The sequence below is a fragment of the Flavobacterium sp. AC274 genome, from assembly GCF_979258275.1.
In genome coordinates this window covers 1,571,356-1,586,693 of the sequence record NZ_OZ409852.1, presented here as the reverse complement: position 1 = coordinate 1,586,693, position 15,338 = coordinate 1,571,356, and the positions used below count along the sequence as shown (strand labels likewise).

The 15,338-nt window shown below is 31.9% G+C and carries 13 protein-coding genes and 2 pseudogenes; 11 read left to right on the top strand and 4 right to left on the bottom strand.

The annotated features are described in order from the left end of the window. Positions 1-59: 59 nt before the first annotated feature. The 4 genes and pseudogenes from ACZZZT_RS07320 (at position 60) to ACZZZT_RS07305 (ending at position 3,422) form a co-directional block, all read left to right on the top strand. A pseudogene (locus ACZZZT_RS07320) lies at positions 60-1,162 on the top strand (glycosyltransferase). Next, entirely contained in the window at positions 1,153-1,704 is a 552-nt protein-coding gene (locus ACZZZT_RS07315) for an RNA polymerase sigma factor (protein WP_042566009.1), read from the top strand. The pseudogene ACZZZT_RS07320 and the gene ACZZZT_RS07315 overlap by 10 nt, the downstream one beginning before the upstream one ends. Before the next feature lie 157 nt (positions 1,705-1,861). After that, positions 1,862-2,686, top strand: a complete 825-nt coding sequence (locus tag ACZZZT_RS07310) for an energy transducer TonB (protein ID WP_463459915.1) — start codon at positions 1,862-1,864, stop codon at positions 2,684-2,686. Between the two features lie 355 nt (positions 2,687-3,041). Further along, positions 3,042-3,422 (top strand): PH domain-containing protein, encoded by a 381-nt coding sequence (locus ACZZZT_RS07305; protein WP_042566006.1) that lies wholly within the window; start codon positions 3,042-3,044, stop codon positions 3,420-3,422. A 69-nt stretch (positions 3,423-3,491) separates the two neighbouring features. Here the strand turns inward: ACZZZT_RS07305 and ACZZZT_RS07300 are convergent, their stop codons facing one another. Then, positions 3,492-4,361 carry a M48 family metalloprotease gene (locus ACZZZT_RS07300; RefSeq protein WP_042566005.1) on the bottom strand — a complete coding sequence of 290 codons (870 nt, stop codon included), beginning with the start codon at positions 4,359-4,361 and terminating at the stop codon, positions 3,492-3,494. Positions 4,362-4,693: 332 nt separating this feature from the next. Between ACZZZT_RS07300 and lipA the strand changes: the two genes are divergently transcribed. The 3 genes from lipA (at position 4,694) to ACZZZT_RS07285 (ending at position 8,847) form a co-directional block, all read left to right on the top strand. After that, positions 4,694-5,560, top strand: coding sequence for a lipoyl synthase (gene lipA, locus ACZZZT_RS07295; RefSeq protein ID WP_042566004.1), 867 nt, complete (start codon positions 4,694-4,696; stop codon positions 5,558-5,560). 91 nt (positions 5,561-5,651) lie between these two features. Continuing rightward, positions 5,652-6,650, top strand: a complete 999-nt coding sequence (gene gap, locus ACZZZT_RS07290; RefSeq protein WP_463459914.1) for a type I glyceraldehyde-3-phosphate dehydrogenase — start codon at positions 5,652-5,654, stop codon at positions 6,648-6,650. Positions 6,651-6,675: 25 nt separating this feature from the next. Continuing rightward, positions 6,676-8,847 carry a tetratricopeptide repeat-containing hybrid sensor histidine kinase/response regulator gene (locus tag ACZZZT_RS07285; protein WP_463459913.1) on the top strand — a complete coding sequence of 724 codons (2,172 nt, stop codon included), beginning with the start codon at positions 6,676-6,678 and terminating at the stop codon, positions 8,845-8,847. A gap of 24 nt (positions 8,848-8,871) precedes the next feature. Here the strand turns inward: ACZZZT_RS07285 and lpxK are convergent, their stop codons facing one another. Continuing rightward, the gene (gene lpxK / locus ACZZZT_RS07280; RefSeq protein WP_463459912.1) at positions 8,872-9,903 is read right to left on the bottom strand and encodes a tetraacyldisaccharide 4'-kinase; all 1,032 of its coding nucleotides are present in this window, start codon (positions 9,901-9,903) and stop codon (positions 8,872-8,874) included. Between the two features lie 13 nt (positions 9,904-9,916). Continuing rightward, complete coding sequence (locus ACZZZT_RS07275; protein WP_463459911.1) at positions 9,917-10,168, bottom strand: DUF2683 family protein; 252 nt, start codon at positions 10,166-10,168, stop codon at positions 9,917-9,919. A 257-nt stretch (positions 10,169-10,425) separates the two neighbouring features. On the opposite strand from ACZZZT_RS07275, the pseudogene ACZZZT_RS07270 reads away from it, so the two are divergent. The 3 genes and pseudogenes from ACZZZT_RS07270 to ACZZZT_RS07260 all read left to right on the top strand — a co-directional run bounded on the left by ACZZZT_RS07270 (position 10,426) and on the right by ACZZZT_RS07260 (position 13,317). Continuing rightward, a pseudogene (locus ACZZZT_RS07270) lies at positions 10,426-11,519 on the top strand (Nif3-like dinuclear metal center hexameric protein). Positions 11,520-11,522: 3 nt separating this feature from the next. Continuing rightward, a complete protein-coding gene (locus ACZZZT_RS07265; RefSeq protein ID WP_026982834.1) occupies positions 11,523-12,302 on the top strand; it encodes a zinc ribbon domain-containing protein in 780 nt (259 codons plus the stop codon). A gap of 163 nt (positions 12,303-12,465) precedes the next feature. Next, positions 12,466-13,317, top strand: coding sequence for an alpha/beta fold hydrolase (locus ACZZZT_RS07260; protein ID WP_463459910.1), 852 nt, complete (start codon positions 12,466-12,468; stop codon positions 13,315-13,317). A gap of 285 nt (positions 13,318-13,602) precedes the next feature. On the opposite strand, the gene ACZZZT_RS07255 is transcribed toward ACZZZT_RS07260, so the two are convergent. Beyond that, positions 13,603-14,106: an ArsR/SmtB family transcription factor gene (locus tag ACZZZT_RS07255; protein WP_463459909.1), complete on the bottom strand. Its 504-nt coding sequence runs from the start codon at positions 14,104-14,106 to the stop codon at positions 13,603-13,605. Between the two features lie 75 nt (positions 14,107-14,181). Between ACZZZT_RS07255 and ACZZZT_RS07250 the strand changes: the two genes are divergently transcribed. Further along, positions 14,182-15,336, top strand: coding sequence for a cytochrome P450 (locus tag ACZZZT_RS07250; RefSeq protein ID WP_463459908.1), 1,155 nt, complete (start codon positions 14,182-14,184; stop codon positions 15,334-15,336). Positions 15,337-15,338 lie beyond the last annotated feature (2 nt).

The window sequence follows — 15,338 nt, the reverse complement described above, 5'->3', positions numbered from 1 at the left end:
GGAATTCATAAGTACATTTGCATCGCAGATTCAAAAATTAAAAAGACAATTAAATTCAAATGCTTATATATATATTTTACTTTTTTATTGCTATAGTTATTATACAACTTTTTTATTATTTAGGTATTTTTGGAAAATTCGCTTTTAGCAAACCACAAAATATTAAGCAACAAAACATTCCTGTTTCAGTTATTGTTTGTGCAAAAAACGAAGAGGAGAATGTAAAAAAATACATTCCGTTATTAGCTGAGCAAAATTATCCTGACTTTGAAATTGTTTTAATCGACGATGCTTCAAGCGACGAAACGCTGGAAGTTTTTGAAGAGTTTGAAAAACAATATTCAAACATTCGTTTGGTTAAAGTGCAAAATAATGAAGCCTTTTGGGGCAACAAAAAATATGCTTTGACATTAGGAATCAAAGCTTCTAAAAAAGACTACTTATTATTTACTGACGCTGATTGTTATCCAACTTCAAAAGAATGGATTACAGCAATGACTTCACAATTTACCGAAGAAAAAACTATTATTTTAGGTTATGGAGGTTATGAAAAGGAACGTTCTTTATTGAATAAAATTATTCGATTTGAAACGGTTCTTACGGCAGTACAATATTTTTCATGGGCAAAAGCAGGATTACCATATATGGGAGTTGGCCGAAATTTAGCGTATAAAAAAGAAGAATTTTTTAATGTAAATGGCTTTATCGAACACATTCAGGTTCGTTCTGGCGATGATGATTTATTTGTAAATCAGGCAGCAAACAAAGCAAACACTACAATTGCTTATAATCCTGAAGGTTTTACTTATTCGAGACCTAAACAATCCTATAGCGAGTGGTTTATTCAAAAAGAAGACACGTTACTACGGCAAATCATTACAAGTTTTTTGATAAAATTCAATTGTCATTATTTTACAGTTCACAATTATTTTTCTTCTTATTAGTTATAGTATTATTGTCTTTCCAATTTCAATGGATTGCCGTATTGGCTCTATTGGCAACACGTTATACAATTGCGTGGATCGTAATGGGATTTTCTGCCGGAAAATTAAGAGAAAGAGATCTTAAAATTTGGTTTCCTGTTGTAGAAATGGTGCTTATATTCACACAAATTAATATCTTTATAACTAATATCTTTTCAAAACCTGTACATTGGAAATAAATTCTAAAATAGAAAAAGCAAAAAAAGGCGATCAGATCGCCTTTACTTTTTTATTAGATTTTTATTGGAATGAAGTGTACAGTTTTATGTTAAAACGTACCGAAAACGAAACTACTGCAGAAGATATTACAATCGAAACTTTCTCAAAAGCTTTTGATAAAATTGGATCCTACAATTCTGAATTTCAATTTAATACCTGGTTAATTGCCATCGCAAAAAATGTCTATATTGATTTACTGCGAAAAAAGAAAACGAGTCTTTTTGTTGAAATTACAGATGCTGAAGATCAACAAGCCTACAACATTGCAGACACTACTCCATCTGCAGAAGATGCTCTGATAAAAGAGCAAAATCTATCACGTTTACTACAATGCATTAAAGAACTGAAACCACATTATCAGGAAGTAATTCAATTGCGTTACTTTCAGGAAATGACATATCAGGAAATTGCGCTCAAAATTAATGAGCCTTTAAGCAATGTAAAAGTGAAATTACTTCGAGCTAAAAAATTATTAGCAGAAATCATCGAACGTAATAGATAATTTATTATCTTTAGATAAAGAATAAAAAATCTTCTTATTTATTCTTAAAACATTATCAATTTAACAAACAAGTTCTTTAATTTTCCGTTCTTAGTTACACACTAATTCCATTTGGCTTATGATTTGATGTTTACTTAACCTTAAAATCCAATTAACTATGTCTAAATCCAGTATCTACGAATCCAAGTGGACCAATCTTGTTTTCGAAAACAAAAACAAAGAGTACGGAGCGTATCAATTGCGCCAGGAGAATCCCAAAACAACTATTACAGCACTTTTTATGGCACTGCTATTAATAGCAGGATTAGGAAGCGTATCGATGCTGATTAGTAAATTTAGAACGGCGCCTGTTGCAGGGCCTGAAATTATTTGTTCACTCCCAATAACACCGGTAGATCTTAGTCCGATTGATGTGAAACCAGAGCCTCCTGCTCCAGTTACACCTGTTCAACAAACTGCTGCAGCATCGCCTGATGTACAATTGACTAATCCTGTTGTAGTAGCTACAGCTCAAGCAACACCAGATGTTATTGCACCTAACACACAGAATACTTCTGTAGTAGATAATGCTTCTACAGGAACAGGAACTTCTGCAAATGTGCTGCCATCAAATGGCAATGTTGGCGGAGATGCTGTTGAACCTGCAGATACAGGAAATTCGATTGTAAACACGGCTGTTTTAGACAAAATGCCTGAATTTCCGGGAGGAATGGCTAAGTTCTATACCTATGTGGGAAACAATTTTACAAGACCAGAATTAGATACTGAAAGAACTTTAAAAGTTTATGTTTCTTTTGTAATCGAAAAAGACGGCTCAATAACTGATATCATGGTAAGAAATGACCCTGGTTATGGAGTTGGCAAAGAAGCTATTCGAGTTTTAAAATCATTAAAAACAAAATGGAGTCCAGGAATATTAAACGGTAAAGCGGTCCGAACTGCATATAATCTTCCAATTACAATAAAATCGGAAGTAGAATAAAAAACGAAAAGCAGAATTTAGGTTCTGCTTTTTTTATGGAATTAAATCCCATTCCAAAATAAATCTCTCAATATTTTTAGAACAAATTATTTCACACAGATTTTAAAAAGATTTAAGCAGATATGTGCAGATAAATTTTATAGCTATTTTTAATTTTAAAAAATCTGCTTAAATCTGTATAATCTGCGTGAAACAAAAATTTGCATTTTCGCGGCTTTGCGAGTAATTAAAAACAGCATAAAACTTTCCTTTATTTTTCTTAATCTCTTAATGGTAAAAAAACGACATCTTTTTTTATTTTAATTACTTTTACAGTACAGAACAAATAATTCATTAAAATAAAAAATCAATAAAAATGGGAATATTTTCAGCACTTCTTGGCAACGCAGGCGCAGTTAGTCAGGAAGATTTAATTAAAAAATACGGTCAGCTTTTAACTGATAATGAAGAAGTAGAAATGGGTTTTAAGTTAATCCGCGACACTTTTATCTTTACAAATAAAAGATTAATCTTAGTTGATGTACAAGGAATTACAGGAAGCAAAACAGAATACAAATCAATCGCTTACAAAAGCATTACTCGTTTTAGTATTGAAACAGCAGGAACCTTTGATCTTGATGCTGAATTAAAAATTTGGGTTTCAAGCGAATTACAGCCTAGTATTGTAAAGCAATTTACTAAATCGGTAAATGTGTATGAAGTACAAAAAGTTTTGGCACATCATGTTTTAGGTTAATCCACAAATTAAAAAACCCGACAAATTTTAAAAAACTTGTCGGGTCTATTTTTTATTACTTCAAAACTATTATTTCTTTTTAGTTGTAGCTTTCTTTGTGGTTGTTTTCTTAGTCGTTGTAGCTTTAGCCGGAACTGTATTTACAATTTTTTGCTGTACATACGCTTTATACACACCATCTTTCTCAGCTCTGCTCTTAGCATCATCAGCTCTTTGTTTAGAATCCGGATGCGAACTCATCATTTTATCAATAAACGAAGCTTCTGTTCCTTCACTCATTTTAGCCAGAATTCTAAAAGCAGATTCTTCAGCATTTACATTATAACCATTCTTTTTCAGGAAGTTATACGAGAACAAATCAGCATCTGCTTCTTGCTTACGGCTAAATTTACTATCGATAATTGAGCTTCCTATTTTTCCTAACTGACTATCTGTAACACTTGCAACTGTTGTTGATTGAGAAGCTGCTGCATCCATTAAAGCCTCTTTTTTATAAGCTGCCTTAATTGCATCTCTGGAATCATTATTAGCAACGTGACCAATTTCGTGACCAATAACCGCCAATAATTCGTTGTCATCCATAATATCCATTAATCCAGAATATACACGAACGCTTCCATCTGCAGTAGCAAAAGCATTTACTTCTTTTAATTTATAGACTTTATAGTTTAAAGTATAACCTTCACCAGCTGTATGTTTTCCAAAAACTCTGTTAAGTCTTATAGCGTATCCATCTGTTGCTGGAGCGATTTCATGTTCTGCATCCATTTTATCCACTGCGGCTTTAGATAATGCTGCAGCATCGGCATTACTAAAGGTAAAACCCGTAACACCTTTTTGAACAGCACCTATTGCTTTTTCTCCAAAATTAATCTGCGCATTCATTTTAGTAAATCCGAAAGCAGCAAAAACTCCCATTACAATTAATTTCTTTTTCATGTTTTTTAATTATTACAATTTAACAACAAATGTACTATTAAGAAAATATCATTTTACCCTTTGCAAACATATTTTTTAACAAATAAAGGTATAATTTTTAAATGACTAAAATTCAACCTAATATCATAATTATTCATTTTATAGCCTTAAAAGAATAAAAAAGCACGGCATTAAATCACTTCATCATTTTTTTAACGCAATATTTTAACACATTAGCCAAACAATTAACAAAATGATTTTCTTAAAATCTCTAAAATACAATTTCAAATTAAACTATAAACGAATCTCCAAATAAACTACATTGCTTATCTTTGTCTTTTGAATTTTGATATATGGAAACAGTCATTGAAAATATACCAACCGTAAAACCTAAATGGTTGAAGGTAAAACTTCCAATTGGACAAAAATACACTGAACTACGTGGTTTAGTCGATAAATACAGCTTAAATACTATTTGTACTTCCGGAAGCTGCCCAAATATGGGTGAATGTTGGGGAGAAGGAACAGCAACTTTTATGATTTTAGGTAACGTTTGTACACGTTCATGCGGTTTTTGCGGTGTAAAAACCGGAAGACCCGAAACGGTAGACTGGGACGAACCTGAAAAAGTAGCCCGTTCTATAAAAATCATGAACATTAAACATGCCGTAATTACAAGTGTTGACAGAGATGATTTAAAAGATGGCGGATCTATTATCTGGATTGAAACTGTGAAAGCTATTCGCAGAATGAATCCAAATACTACTCTGGAGACTTTAATTCCGGATTTTCAGGGAATTGAAAGAAACATTGACAGAATTGTAGAAGCGAATCCTGAAGTGGTTTCGCATAATGTGGAAACCGTTCGTCGTTTAACACGCGAAGTACGTATTCAGGCCAAATACGATCGCAGCCTTGAAGTTTTGCGTTACTTAAAAGAAAAAGGAATCAACAGAACTAAATCTGGTATTATGCTTGGTCTTGGAGAAACTGAAGAAGAAGTTTTTCAAACCATGACTGATTTACGCAATGCAAATGTAGATGTTGTTACTATTGGCCAATACCTACAACCAAGTAAAAAACATTTACCTGTAAAAGAATTTATTACCCCGGATCAATTTGCTAAATATGAAAAATTTGGTTTAGAATTAGGTTTCCGTCACGTTGAAAGCGGCCCATTAGTTCGTTCTTCATACAAAGCACAAAAACACATTTTATAAAAAAGGTTATTTGTTTAATTGTTTATTCGTTTAATCGTCAAGATATCTAAACGAATAAACAGTTAAACGATTAAACAAATAAACGTAAATCTTGAAAACTAGAATTGCTATTAACGGTTTTGGAAGAATTGGCAGAAATTTATTTCGTCTTCTTTTAAACCACCCTGAAATTGAAGTTGTTGCGATCAATGACATTGCTGATAATAAAACCATGTCGCATTTAATAAAATACGACAGTATACATGGTGTTTTACCTTTCAAGGTAAGTCACGACGAAGAAAGCATTATTGTTGATGGAAGACATTTTTTATTTTTTCATGAAAAAAGCATTTCAAATTTAGACTGGAAAAGTCATAACATTGATTTCGTAGTAGAAGCAACAGGAAAATATAAAACGCACGAAGAATTAAATACGCATATTATTGCAGGCGCAAAAAGAGTAATTCTTTCGGCTCCATCAGAAGTTGACACTATAAAAACAGTAGTTTTAGGAGTAAATGACCATATTTTAGACGGAAGTGAACTTATAGTTTCGAATGCAAGCTGTACGACAAACAATGCTGCCCCGATGATAAAAATCATCGATGAATTGTGCGGAATCGAGCAAGCATACATAACAACGATACATTCTTACACTACCGACCAAAGTCTTCATGACCAGCCACATAAGGATTTACGCAGGGCCAGAGGTGCAAGTCAGTCAATTGTTCCAACAACTACAGGTGCAGCTAAGGCATTAACAAAAATTTTTCCTAAATTGCATGAGAAAATAGGTGGCTGTGGAATTCGTGTACCGGTTCCGGATGGTTCATTAACCGATATAACATTTAATGTAAAGCGCGCCGTAACTATTGAAGAGATTAACAAAGCATTCGAAAAAGCCTCAAATACAAATTTAAAAGGAATATTAGATTATACAGAAGATCCGATCGTTTCGGTTGATATAATTGGCAATACAAACTCGTGTTTATTCGATGCACAACTTACATCTGTAATTGATAAGATGGTAAAAGTTGTGGGTTGGTACGATAACGAAATTGGCTATTCATCACGATTAATTGATTTGATTTTACTGATGAGAAAAACATAAATTCATTGTAAAAGCATTGCAATACATGAAATACCACCTTTTAATTCTAATTAGTTTTTTTACTTCAATTTTGTATTCTCAAACTAAGCAGAATATAGATAGTATTTCCTATTACAACAAGTTAGCCAATACCAATCTAAAGGCTAAAAAATATGATCAGGCGATTTTCTTCACCAAAAAATCCATAGATTTTTGCGAGACCAATCACAAATCTGAGGGTTTAGCCAACCAGACTTTTAAGCTTGGAAAAATTTACTACAATCAACAAAAATTTGAAGCAGCATTAAAAAACTTTCATAAAAGCGTTTCATTGTTTGATAACTTAAAACCAACTTGCACCGAAGCTTTGGCACTACATTATATTGGAGTAACCAATACTGCAAAAGGCAATCATAAAACGGCTGATATTTATTATAAAAAAGCCCATAAGCTACTTAAAAGATTAAATATTGTTGATAGTGCCGAAATTTTAAACTATCAAAAAGCGATGGCATTTAAAACCAGTAACGATTTAAAAGCCGCAACAAAAACCTTTCAGACAATAATCAAAAAACCTGACAATTCTTCTGTTTTAAAAACCAAAATCGATTCTTATTATCAGCTTGGTTTAATCGAGACCCAACTTAAACAAAACGACTCGGCAATTATTTATTACGACAATGCCCTGGAACTTAACTCAAAAACAACTGATTTGATCCAGAAGTCAAAAATTGTTTTAGCTATAAGTCAGTATTACAAACAAAACCGAAATTTTGATCTCGCCTATTCTTATCTGGACGAACATTATCAAATAGAAAACTATATTTTAAAGTTGAAAAATGCCAAAATTGATTTGAATGAATTCGAAAGATTCAAAAAAAATCAATCTTTAAACAATACTTTACAACGGGAAAGTGAAGAAAAAATTCAGTTAAAAACTTATCGCTATTCCAAGCTTGTCAGCATTTTGGCAATTGCCCTGATTTCTATTTTATCGCTTTTGAGCTTGGCTCTGTATAAAAACAATATTATACGAAATCAGAATAATTTACTTTTAAAAGAAAAAAACAAAGAACTTATTCTGGCCAAAAACAAGGCAGAAAAAGCATCAAAAGCCAGATCTGAATTTTTATCTACCGTAAGTCACGAACTTAGAACGCCACTAAATGCTATAAACGGAATCACACATTTACTTCTTGAAGATCATCCGAAGAAAAAGCAATTAAAATACCTTGAATCATTAAAATTCTCCGGAAATTACCTTACTACTTTTATCAATGAAATTCTGGAAATAAACAAAATAGATTCTACAAAAGTCGAAGTAGAACATATTAGCTTTAATTTAAAAGAATTACTCTTTAATATTCAGGGTTCATTAAAAGAATTGGCAACTGCCAACAAAAATTATTTTAATCTTGAAATAGACAAAGAAATTCCTGATAGCTTAATTGGCGATTCAACAAAAGTTTCTCAAATTATATTAAATTTAATTAATAACGCTTTAAAATTCACACAAAACGGAAACGTAAATGTGATTGCAAAATTATTTGATAAAAGTGAAGAGAATGCAACCATTTACTTTGAAATTGTCGATACCGGAATTGGTATTCCTGAAGATAAACTACAAACTGTTTTTGAAAGCTTCTCACAAGGTTCTGTAGAAGTTAACCGTAAATATGGCGGAACCGGATTGGGACTTACTATTGTAAAAAAACTTATTGAGCTTTTAGGCGGAGAAATCAAATTAAAAAGTGAAGTAGGCAAAGGTTCTACCTTTACTTTTAAACTAGATTTCAGCATTAACAATGAACCAATTGAAAAAGCTGAAGAAGTAAAATCATACAACGATAAACAACTAAAACACAAATCTATTTTATTGATTGAAGACAACAAAATCAATCAGATGATTACTCGAAAAATGCTCGAAAATAAAGCTATTTATTGCGAAATAATCGATAATGGCGAAGATGCCGTAGAGCTTTTAAAAGTAAAACATTTTGATATGATTTTAATGGATGTTCATTTACCCGGAATCAACGGAACAACTGCCACCAAACAAATTCGTGAATACGATAAAACAACTCCAATTATTGCATTAACAGCTATTTCACTTGACGAAAACAAGGACATGCTTTTAGCTTTTGGAATGAACGATGTCATTACAAAACCTTTTGTACCTGATGAATTTTACAGTACAATTGCTAAATTTTTCGATTAGTTTTTTTTAAAAGATTCTGAGAGGCTAAGATTCTAAGGTTTTTAAACACTTGTCTAAGTATTCTAAAATCGTTGCATCAAAATTTTGTTTGTTATTGATGAACGTGCTTTTTATTGGTAAATAATACAACTGCGAAATCAGTTTTGAATCTTTTAAGCGAACATAATCTTTTTCTGTTGTAATGATTTTTTTGTTTTGAGCTTTATTCTGAATCATTTCCAAATCTTTTTCAGAAAAATGATGATGGTCCGGAAAGGTCAGACATTCGTCGTTTTCGTTTTTTAAGTATTCAAAAAATGGGGTTGGTTTTGCAATTCCGGCCAAAAGTAATTTTGACTCATTTCTAATTTCATTTACAGCAATCTTTTCGTCTTTACCATAGATTGCGTCATCATAATCTATAAAAGTAAAATACAATTGCTGGGAACTGCTTAGTTTTAATTTTTTCCAGATTTCACTTTGCTTTTCGTCAGATAATTTTTTCGGGCATTTTGTTACAATGACAATTTTGGCACGACTGGCTCCGCTCCTGCTTTCACGTAAATTTCCCGTTGGCAGCATAAAATCATCCGCGTACAAATCATCATAGGAAGTTAGTAAAATATAAAAACCAGCTTTTACTTTTCGATGTTGATAAGCGTCGTCCAATAAAATTATTTGAGGTTTTATTTTTTGAGAAAGTAATTGTGTAATTCCGTTTGTTCTGTTTGCATCAACCGCAACCTGAACATTTGGAAATTTTTGATAAAACTGAAATGGTTCGTCTCCTAAAATCTCAGCATTTGAAGTAGAATCTGCCAAAACAAAACCTTCAGATTTACGTTTGTAACCACGGCTTAAAGTGGCAATTTTATATTTATCAGATAATAATCGAATTAAATATTCAATTTGAGGTGTTTTCCCTGTTCCGCCAACACTTAAATTCCCAACGGCAATAACCGGAATATCAAATGAAGTTGATTTCAGAATTCCTTTATCAAAAAGAAAATTCCTAATGGAAGTAATGAATCCATATAAAACGGCGAAAGGAAAAAGTAATATTCGAAGTAATTTCATAAAGTTATTTTAGTTACTTCAAAACTATACTTCCCCATATATCATTTGGATCTAGTCTTGTAGTTTCGCCATTCTTAATATTTTCTTCTGCTTTTCTAACTTTCTCAATAAATTCAAGACTATATATACTATCTTCTTTTTTAATTAATTTTGAATCTGTCTCAATAATTTCAATCTCGTCAAAACTTTTAAAACTATCAACCATAGCGATAAAGGCTTTCCCTATCTTAGTTCGTTCGTTTATTTTTATGGTTAACGTTTTCATAGTTTTTTATTTAAACACAAAGATATAAAATTCGTGCTATTAGTAATATAATATATTACCCAGTATAACTATTACCTAGCACAATATCACTGAAATTGCCTCTATATAGTAATATAATATATTACCAAACAATAACTATTACATATCACAATATCACTGAAATATTTTAAGGTTAATACGTTTATTCGTTAATTTGTTTAAAAATTCAAGTTACTGGAACAACCTGAAACTTTGAAACCTGAAACAAAACTTTAAAAATGAAAATCAAAAATATAATAGAAGTTATCGAAGAAATGGCTCCTTTGGCTTACGCCGAAGATTTTGACAATGTTGGACTTTTAGTTGGGAATTCAGAAACCGAAAGTACCGGAGTTTTAGTTTGTCATGATGCTTTGGAAAATGTAATTGAAGAAGCAATTTCTAAAAACTGCAATTTGGTTGTTTGCTTTCACCCAATTTTATTCTCTGGAATTAAAAAAATTACAGGTAAAAATTATGTGGAGCGCGCCATTTTAAAAGCCATCAAAAATGATATTGCAATTTATGCTGTTCACACCGCTCTTGATAATCATTCACAAGGCGTTAATAAAATTTTCTGTGATGCCTTGGGATTGATAAATACAAAGGTTTTGATTCCGAAACAAAATTTCATTCAAAAATTAGTTACTTACACAACTCCTGAAAACTCAGATAAAGTTCGAAATGCGATGTTTGAAGCCGGTGCAGGAACTATTGGTAATTATGATAACTGCAGTTTTAATACCGAAGGTTTTTTTACTTTTCAAGGAAATGAAGACAGTAATCCGGTTATTGGAGAAAGAGGAAAATTACATACCGGAACAGAAATAAAAATCGAAGTTATTTTTGAAAAACACTTGCAATCCAAAATTTTAAAAGCATTATTTGCCAATCATATTTACGAAGAAGTTGCTTATGAAGTTTACGATCTTCAAAATTCGCATCAAAATATTGGTCTGGGAATGATTGGTGAATTTGAAACTGAAATGGATGAAAAAGAGTTTTTAAAATTCGTAAAAGATAAAATGATTGCTGACGGAATTCGCCATTCAGCATTTTTAGGAAAAAAATCAGGAAAGTTGCCGTTTTGGGTGGTTCTGGAAGTTTTGCCATAAAAAATGCAATTATGGCCGGAGCCGATGCTTTTTTAACCGCCGATTTAAAATACCATCAGTTTTATGAAGCCGAAAACAAGTTACTTTTAGCCGATATTGGTCATTTTGAGAGCGAACGCTATACAAAAAACTATATTGTTGATTATCTTCGAAAAAAAATCCTTAATTTTGCAATCATTTTATCAGAAGAAAATACAAATCCAGTTAAGTACTTATAGAATATGGCGAATACGAAAGAATTAAGTGTTGAGGACAAGTTAAGAGCAATATACGATTTACAGCTTATTGACTCTAGAATTGACGAAATCAGAAACGTAAGAGGGGAACTTCCTTTAGAAGTGGAAGATTTAGAAGATGAAGTTGCAGGTTTGAGCACTCGTTCAGAGAAACTGAAAAGTGAACTTGAGGTTATTGAAGATCTTATCAAAGCAAAGAAAAATGCTATTGATGAGCATAAAGAGGTTATCAAAAAATACACAAAACAACAAGAATCAGTTCGTAATAACAGAGAATTTAATTCTTTGACAAAAGAGGTTGAATTTCAGGAATTAGAAATTCAATTGGCTGAAAAGCAAATCAAAGAAATGAAAGCTTCTATCGAACATAAAAAAGAAGTTATTTCTAATTTAAAAGAAAAACTTGACGCTAAAAGTTCGCACTTAAAACATAAAAAATCTGAATTAGATGCAATTATGTCTGAAACTCAAAAAGAAGAAATCTTCTTATCTGAGAAATCTGCAGAATTTTCAGGTCAAATTGAAGAAAGATTATTAGCAGCTTACAACAGAATCAGAAGCAGTGTTCGTAATGGTTTAGCGGTTGTTTCTATCGAAAGAGGAGCTTCTGCAGGATCATTCTTTACGATTCCGCCTCAAACTCAGGTAGAAATTGCTTCAAGAAAGAAAATCATCACTGATGAGCACTCTGGAAGAATTTTGGTTGACAGCGCATTAGCTGAAGAAGAAAAGGAAAAAATGGAACAATTGTTCTCTAAATTCTAAATAATAAGATCCCGATTTAATCGGGATTTTTTTTGTCCATTATTTTTTGCCACAGATTAAAAGATTAGCACAGATTGAAAATTCTTGTAAATCTTTTAATCTGTGGCAAAATATTTTTCCCCGCTTAAAATCTTATTTTTTACCTTTATAAAAAAATTAAGTTTTGGGAATTAAAAAAGGAATTCGTTTCATTACATTGAAATCAGTTGGGCAATATATTAACTTCTTGAGTTATGTACGCCCGCAAAAAGCTGTAGAACTTTCATACGCACTATTTAGCCAGCCAAGAATAGGCAGATTACAAAAAGATACTTTACCCAAAGTTTTAAAAAATACAGAAACAGAAACGTTTCACCATAACGAACATCACTTTCAAACTTATATCTGGAAAGGAAATGAAACCAAAATCCTTTTGGTTCACGGATGGGAAAGCAATGCTTCGCGTTGGAAAAAAACGTTACCTCATCTTCAAAAATCAGGAAGTACTATTATCGCCATAGACGCTCCGGCACACGGACAAAGCAGCGGAAAGGAATTTAATGTTCCGCTTTATGCCGAATTTATCAACAAAGCTGTCGAAAAATACCAACCCGAAATTATTATTGGTCACTCTATTGGCGGTGCAGCTTGTGTTTACCATCAATATTTGTTTCCGAATACCAGCATTAACAAAATGGTGATTTTAGGAGCGCCATCAGATTTAAAAACTTTGATTGATAATTATGTTTCGATGTTAAGTCTGAATACTAAAATGTTTTCACTTTTAGAAAGCAAATTCATGAATCGCTTCAACTTTAAACTCGAAGATTTCTCCGGACAAAGATTCGCTTCAGAATTTAATGTTTCCGGGTTAATTGCGCACGATACATCAGATAAAATTGTTGCTTTTGAAGAAGGTAAAAAAATAGCCAGTAACTGGAAAAACAGTCAATTTATAGAAACCAAAGGCTTAGGTCACGGAATGCATGATGATGAATTGTATGAGAAAGTTATTGCATTTTTGTTTTCTTCTTAAGGTTCAAAGGTGCAGAGCTTCAAAGGGACAAAGGTTTTTAATTAAGTTTTCAGGTAAATGACAAACTTTATTATAAATATAAGTCTAAAAATCTAACAATCTAAAAAGTCTAAACAACAATCTTAAAATACTTTAACAACTCCTTCTCTCCTTTTCCGGTAATAATTATGGCTCTTGAATTTTTAGTTTTTCTGAGCCAGTCTTCGGTTATCATTTTGTTTAAAAGCAATGCACCAATTGAACCTGCCAAATGATTTCGCCTTTCGCTCCAGTCCAGGCACGGTTTTAAAAAATTCTTTTTTGTTTTTGGGCTTCTTCGACATTAATTCCAAAATCAGAAAACCATTTTTCGCCTTCAGGACTAATTTGAAAAGTGTCGTTCTTGTTCAGAATTATTTTTTGTTCTAATAAACTATCGGTCAAAGCAACACCGATTTTCCCCGCCAAATGATCGTAACAGGTTCTGCAATATTTTATGGGAGGATAAGTTTCTTTTTCTTTCTTTAATCGAATTTCTGGTTTAGGAATAAGATTTGCCATTGCTTCTATAGCGTAAGCTACTTCTTTGTTTGAAAATCTGTAATATTTATGACGACCTTGCTTTTCTACAGAAAGCAAATCTCCTTCTAAAAGTTTGGTCAAATGCATACTTATATTTTGTGGAGAAGTATTGGCCACTATAGCGAGTTCGGTTGCTGTAAAAGCTCTTCCGTCGAGCAATGTCCACATGATTACCGCACGCGTTGGATCGCCAATTAAAGTCGCTGTTTTTACAAATTGATCTTCCATATAGATTTCATAGTTAAATACAAACTGAAGTATTCGCTTGTAAAGTTAAATAACTTTGCTAAAAACAAATCAAATATGTCATCCAGTTTATTCTTTCAGTCAGAGGTTAAAGATCCTTATTCTATTTATAAATTAATGTTGGATAAAAATCCGGTTTATTGGGATGAAACCAATCAAATCTGGGCAATTTACTCTTACGAATATTGTGTTGAGATTTTAAAGAATTCTCAAGTTGAAATTCCGATTGTAAATCCGAATAATGAACAAAACCTAAATGAGTCTGCTTTAGATATCCTGAACAATCTAACTCGTTTATCAAACGGTATTCAACATGAAATTACCCGTGAAATTGCTATGCTGGTATTTTCAAACCTGAAATCTATTGCGATTGATCAAATTATTTCTCAATTAATTCAAAAGGATTTAATCAATAACAAAATCGATTGGGTAAATTCTATTTGCAAAAAATTGCCCATTCTTAGTGTTTTAAAAAGTTTTGATTTTGGAGAAAAAGATTGTGATTTTATTTCTGAAAAAATAGATTCGTTCAGCAAAATAATGCTCCCAAAAAAGACAGATGAACAAGTAAAATTAATTAATGAAAATGCGGGAAAATTATACTCAATTATAGAAAAGCATCTTTCTTTATTGCCATTTTACAAGTCTTTGTTAATTAAAATTTCAGAGAAATATAGTGTTTCTAATGCAGAAAGTGTTCCAATTGTGATTAGTAATTTCATTGGTTTATGCATTCAAAGTTATGAGGCAGGACGTGGAATCCTGAGTAATTCTTTATTGCAAATTATTAACAACAAATACTCTTTAAATAAAACAGAAATAGAAAAAGCTGTTATCGAAACTTTGCGATTTGACCCGCCAATTCATAATACAAGAAGAATTTCGATTGGAGATTTTTATATCGGCGAAAGCCAAATTAAAAAAAATGACCCGCTATTGATTGTTCTGGCTTCGGCAAATCGTGATTCTCAGAAATTTGAAAATGCAATGGATTTTAATATTGAAAGAACTAATAATCATGAAAACCTGACTTTTGGAATTGGCGGACATATGTGCCTGGCTAAATATTTTTCTATCAATTTGGCTACAGAAGCTTTATCTTATTTAGTAAATGAGTACAAAACGATTGCAGTATTAGAAAATAAGATTGAATATGAACCTTTAATCAATGCCCGATTGCCAAAAAATATCTGGATTACAATAAATAACTAAAA

Coding starts and splice junctions, on each gene's coding strand:
- ACZZZT_RS07310 (WP_463459915.1), top strand. CDS start 1,862: ATGTCTAAATCCAGTATCTACGAATCCAAGTGGACCAATCTTGTTTTC.
- ACZZZT_RS07305 (WP_042566006.1), top strand. CDS start 3,042: ATGGGAATATTTTCAGCACTTCTTGGCAACGCAGGCGCAGTTAGTCAG.
- ACZZZT_RS07300 (WP_042566005.1), bottom strand. CDS start 4,361: ATGAAAAAGAAATTAATTGTAATGGGAGTTTTTGCTGCTTTCGGATTT.
- lipA (WP_042566004.1), top strand. CDS start 4,694: ATGGAAACAGTCATTGAAAATATACCAACCGTAAAACCTAAATGGTTG.
- ACZZZT_RS07285 (WP_463459913.1), top strand. CDS start 6,676: ATGAAATACCACCTTTTAATTCTAATTAGTTTTTTTACTTCAATTTTG.
- lpxK (WP_463459912.1), bottom strand. CDS start 9,903: ATGAAATTACTTCGAATATTACTTTTTCCTTTCGCCGTTTTATATGGA.
- ACZZZT_RS07275 (WP_463459911.1), bottom strand. CDS start 10,168: ATGAAAACGTTAACCATAAAAATAAACGAACGAACTAAGATAGGGAAA.
- ACZZZT_RS07265 (WP_026982834.1), top strand. CDS start 11,523: ATGGCGAATACGAAAGAATTAAGTGTTGAGGACAAGTTAAGAGCAATA.
- ACZZZT_RS07255 (WP_463459909.1), bottom strand. CDS start 14,106: ATGGAAGATCAATTTGTAAAAACAGCGACTTTAATTGGCGATCCAACG.
- ACZZZT_RS07250 (WP_463459908.1), top strand. CDS start 14,182: ATGTCATCCAGTTTATTCTTTCAGTCAGAGGTTAAAGATCCTTATTCT.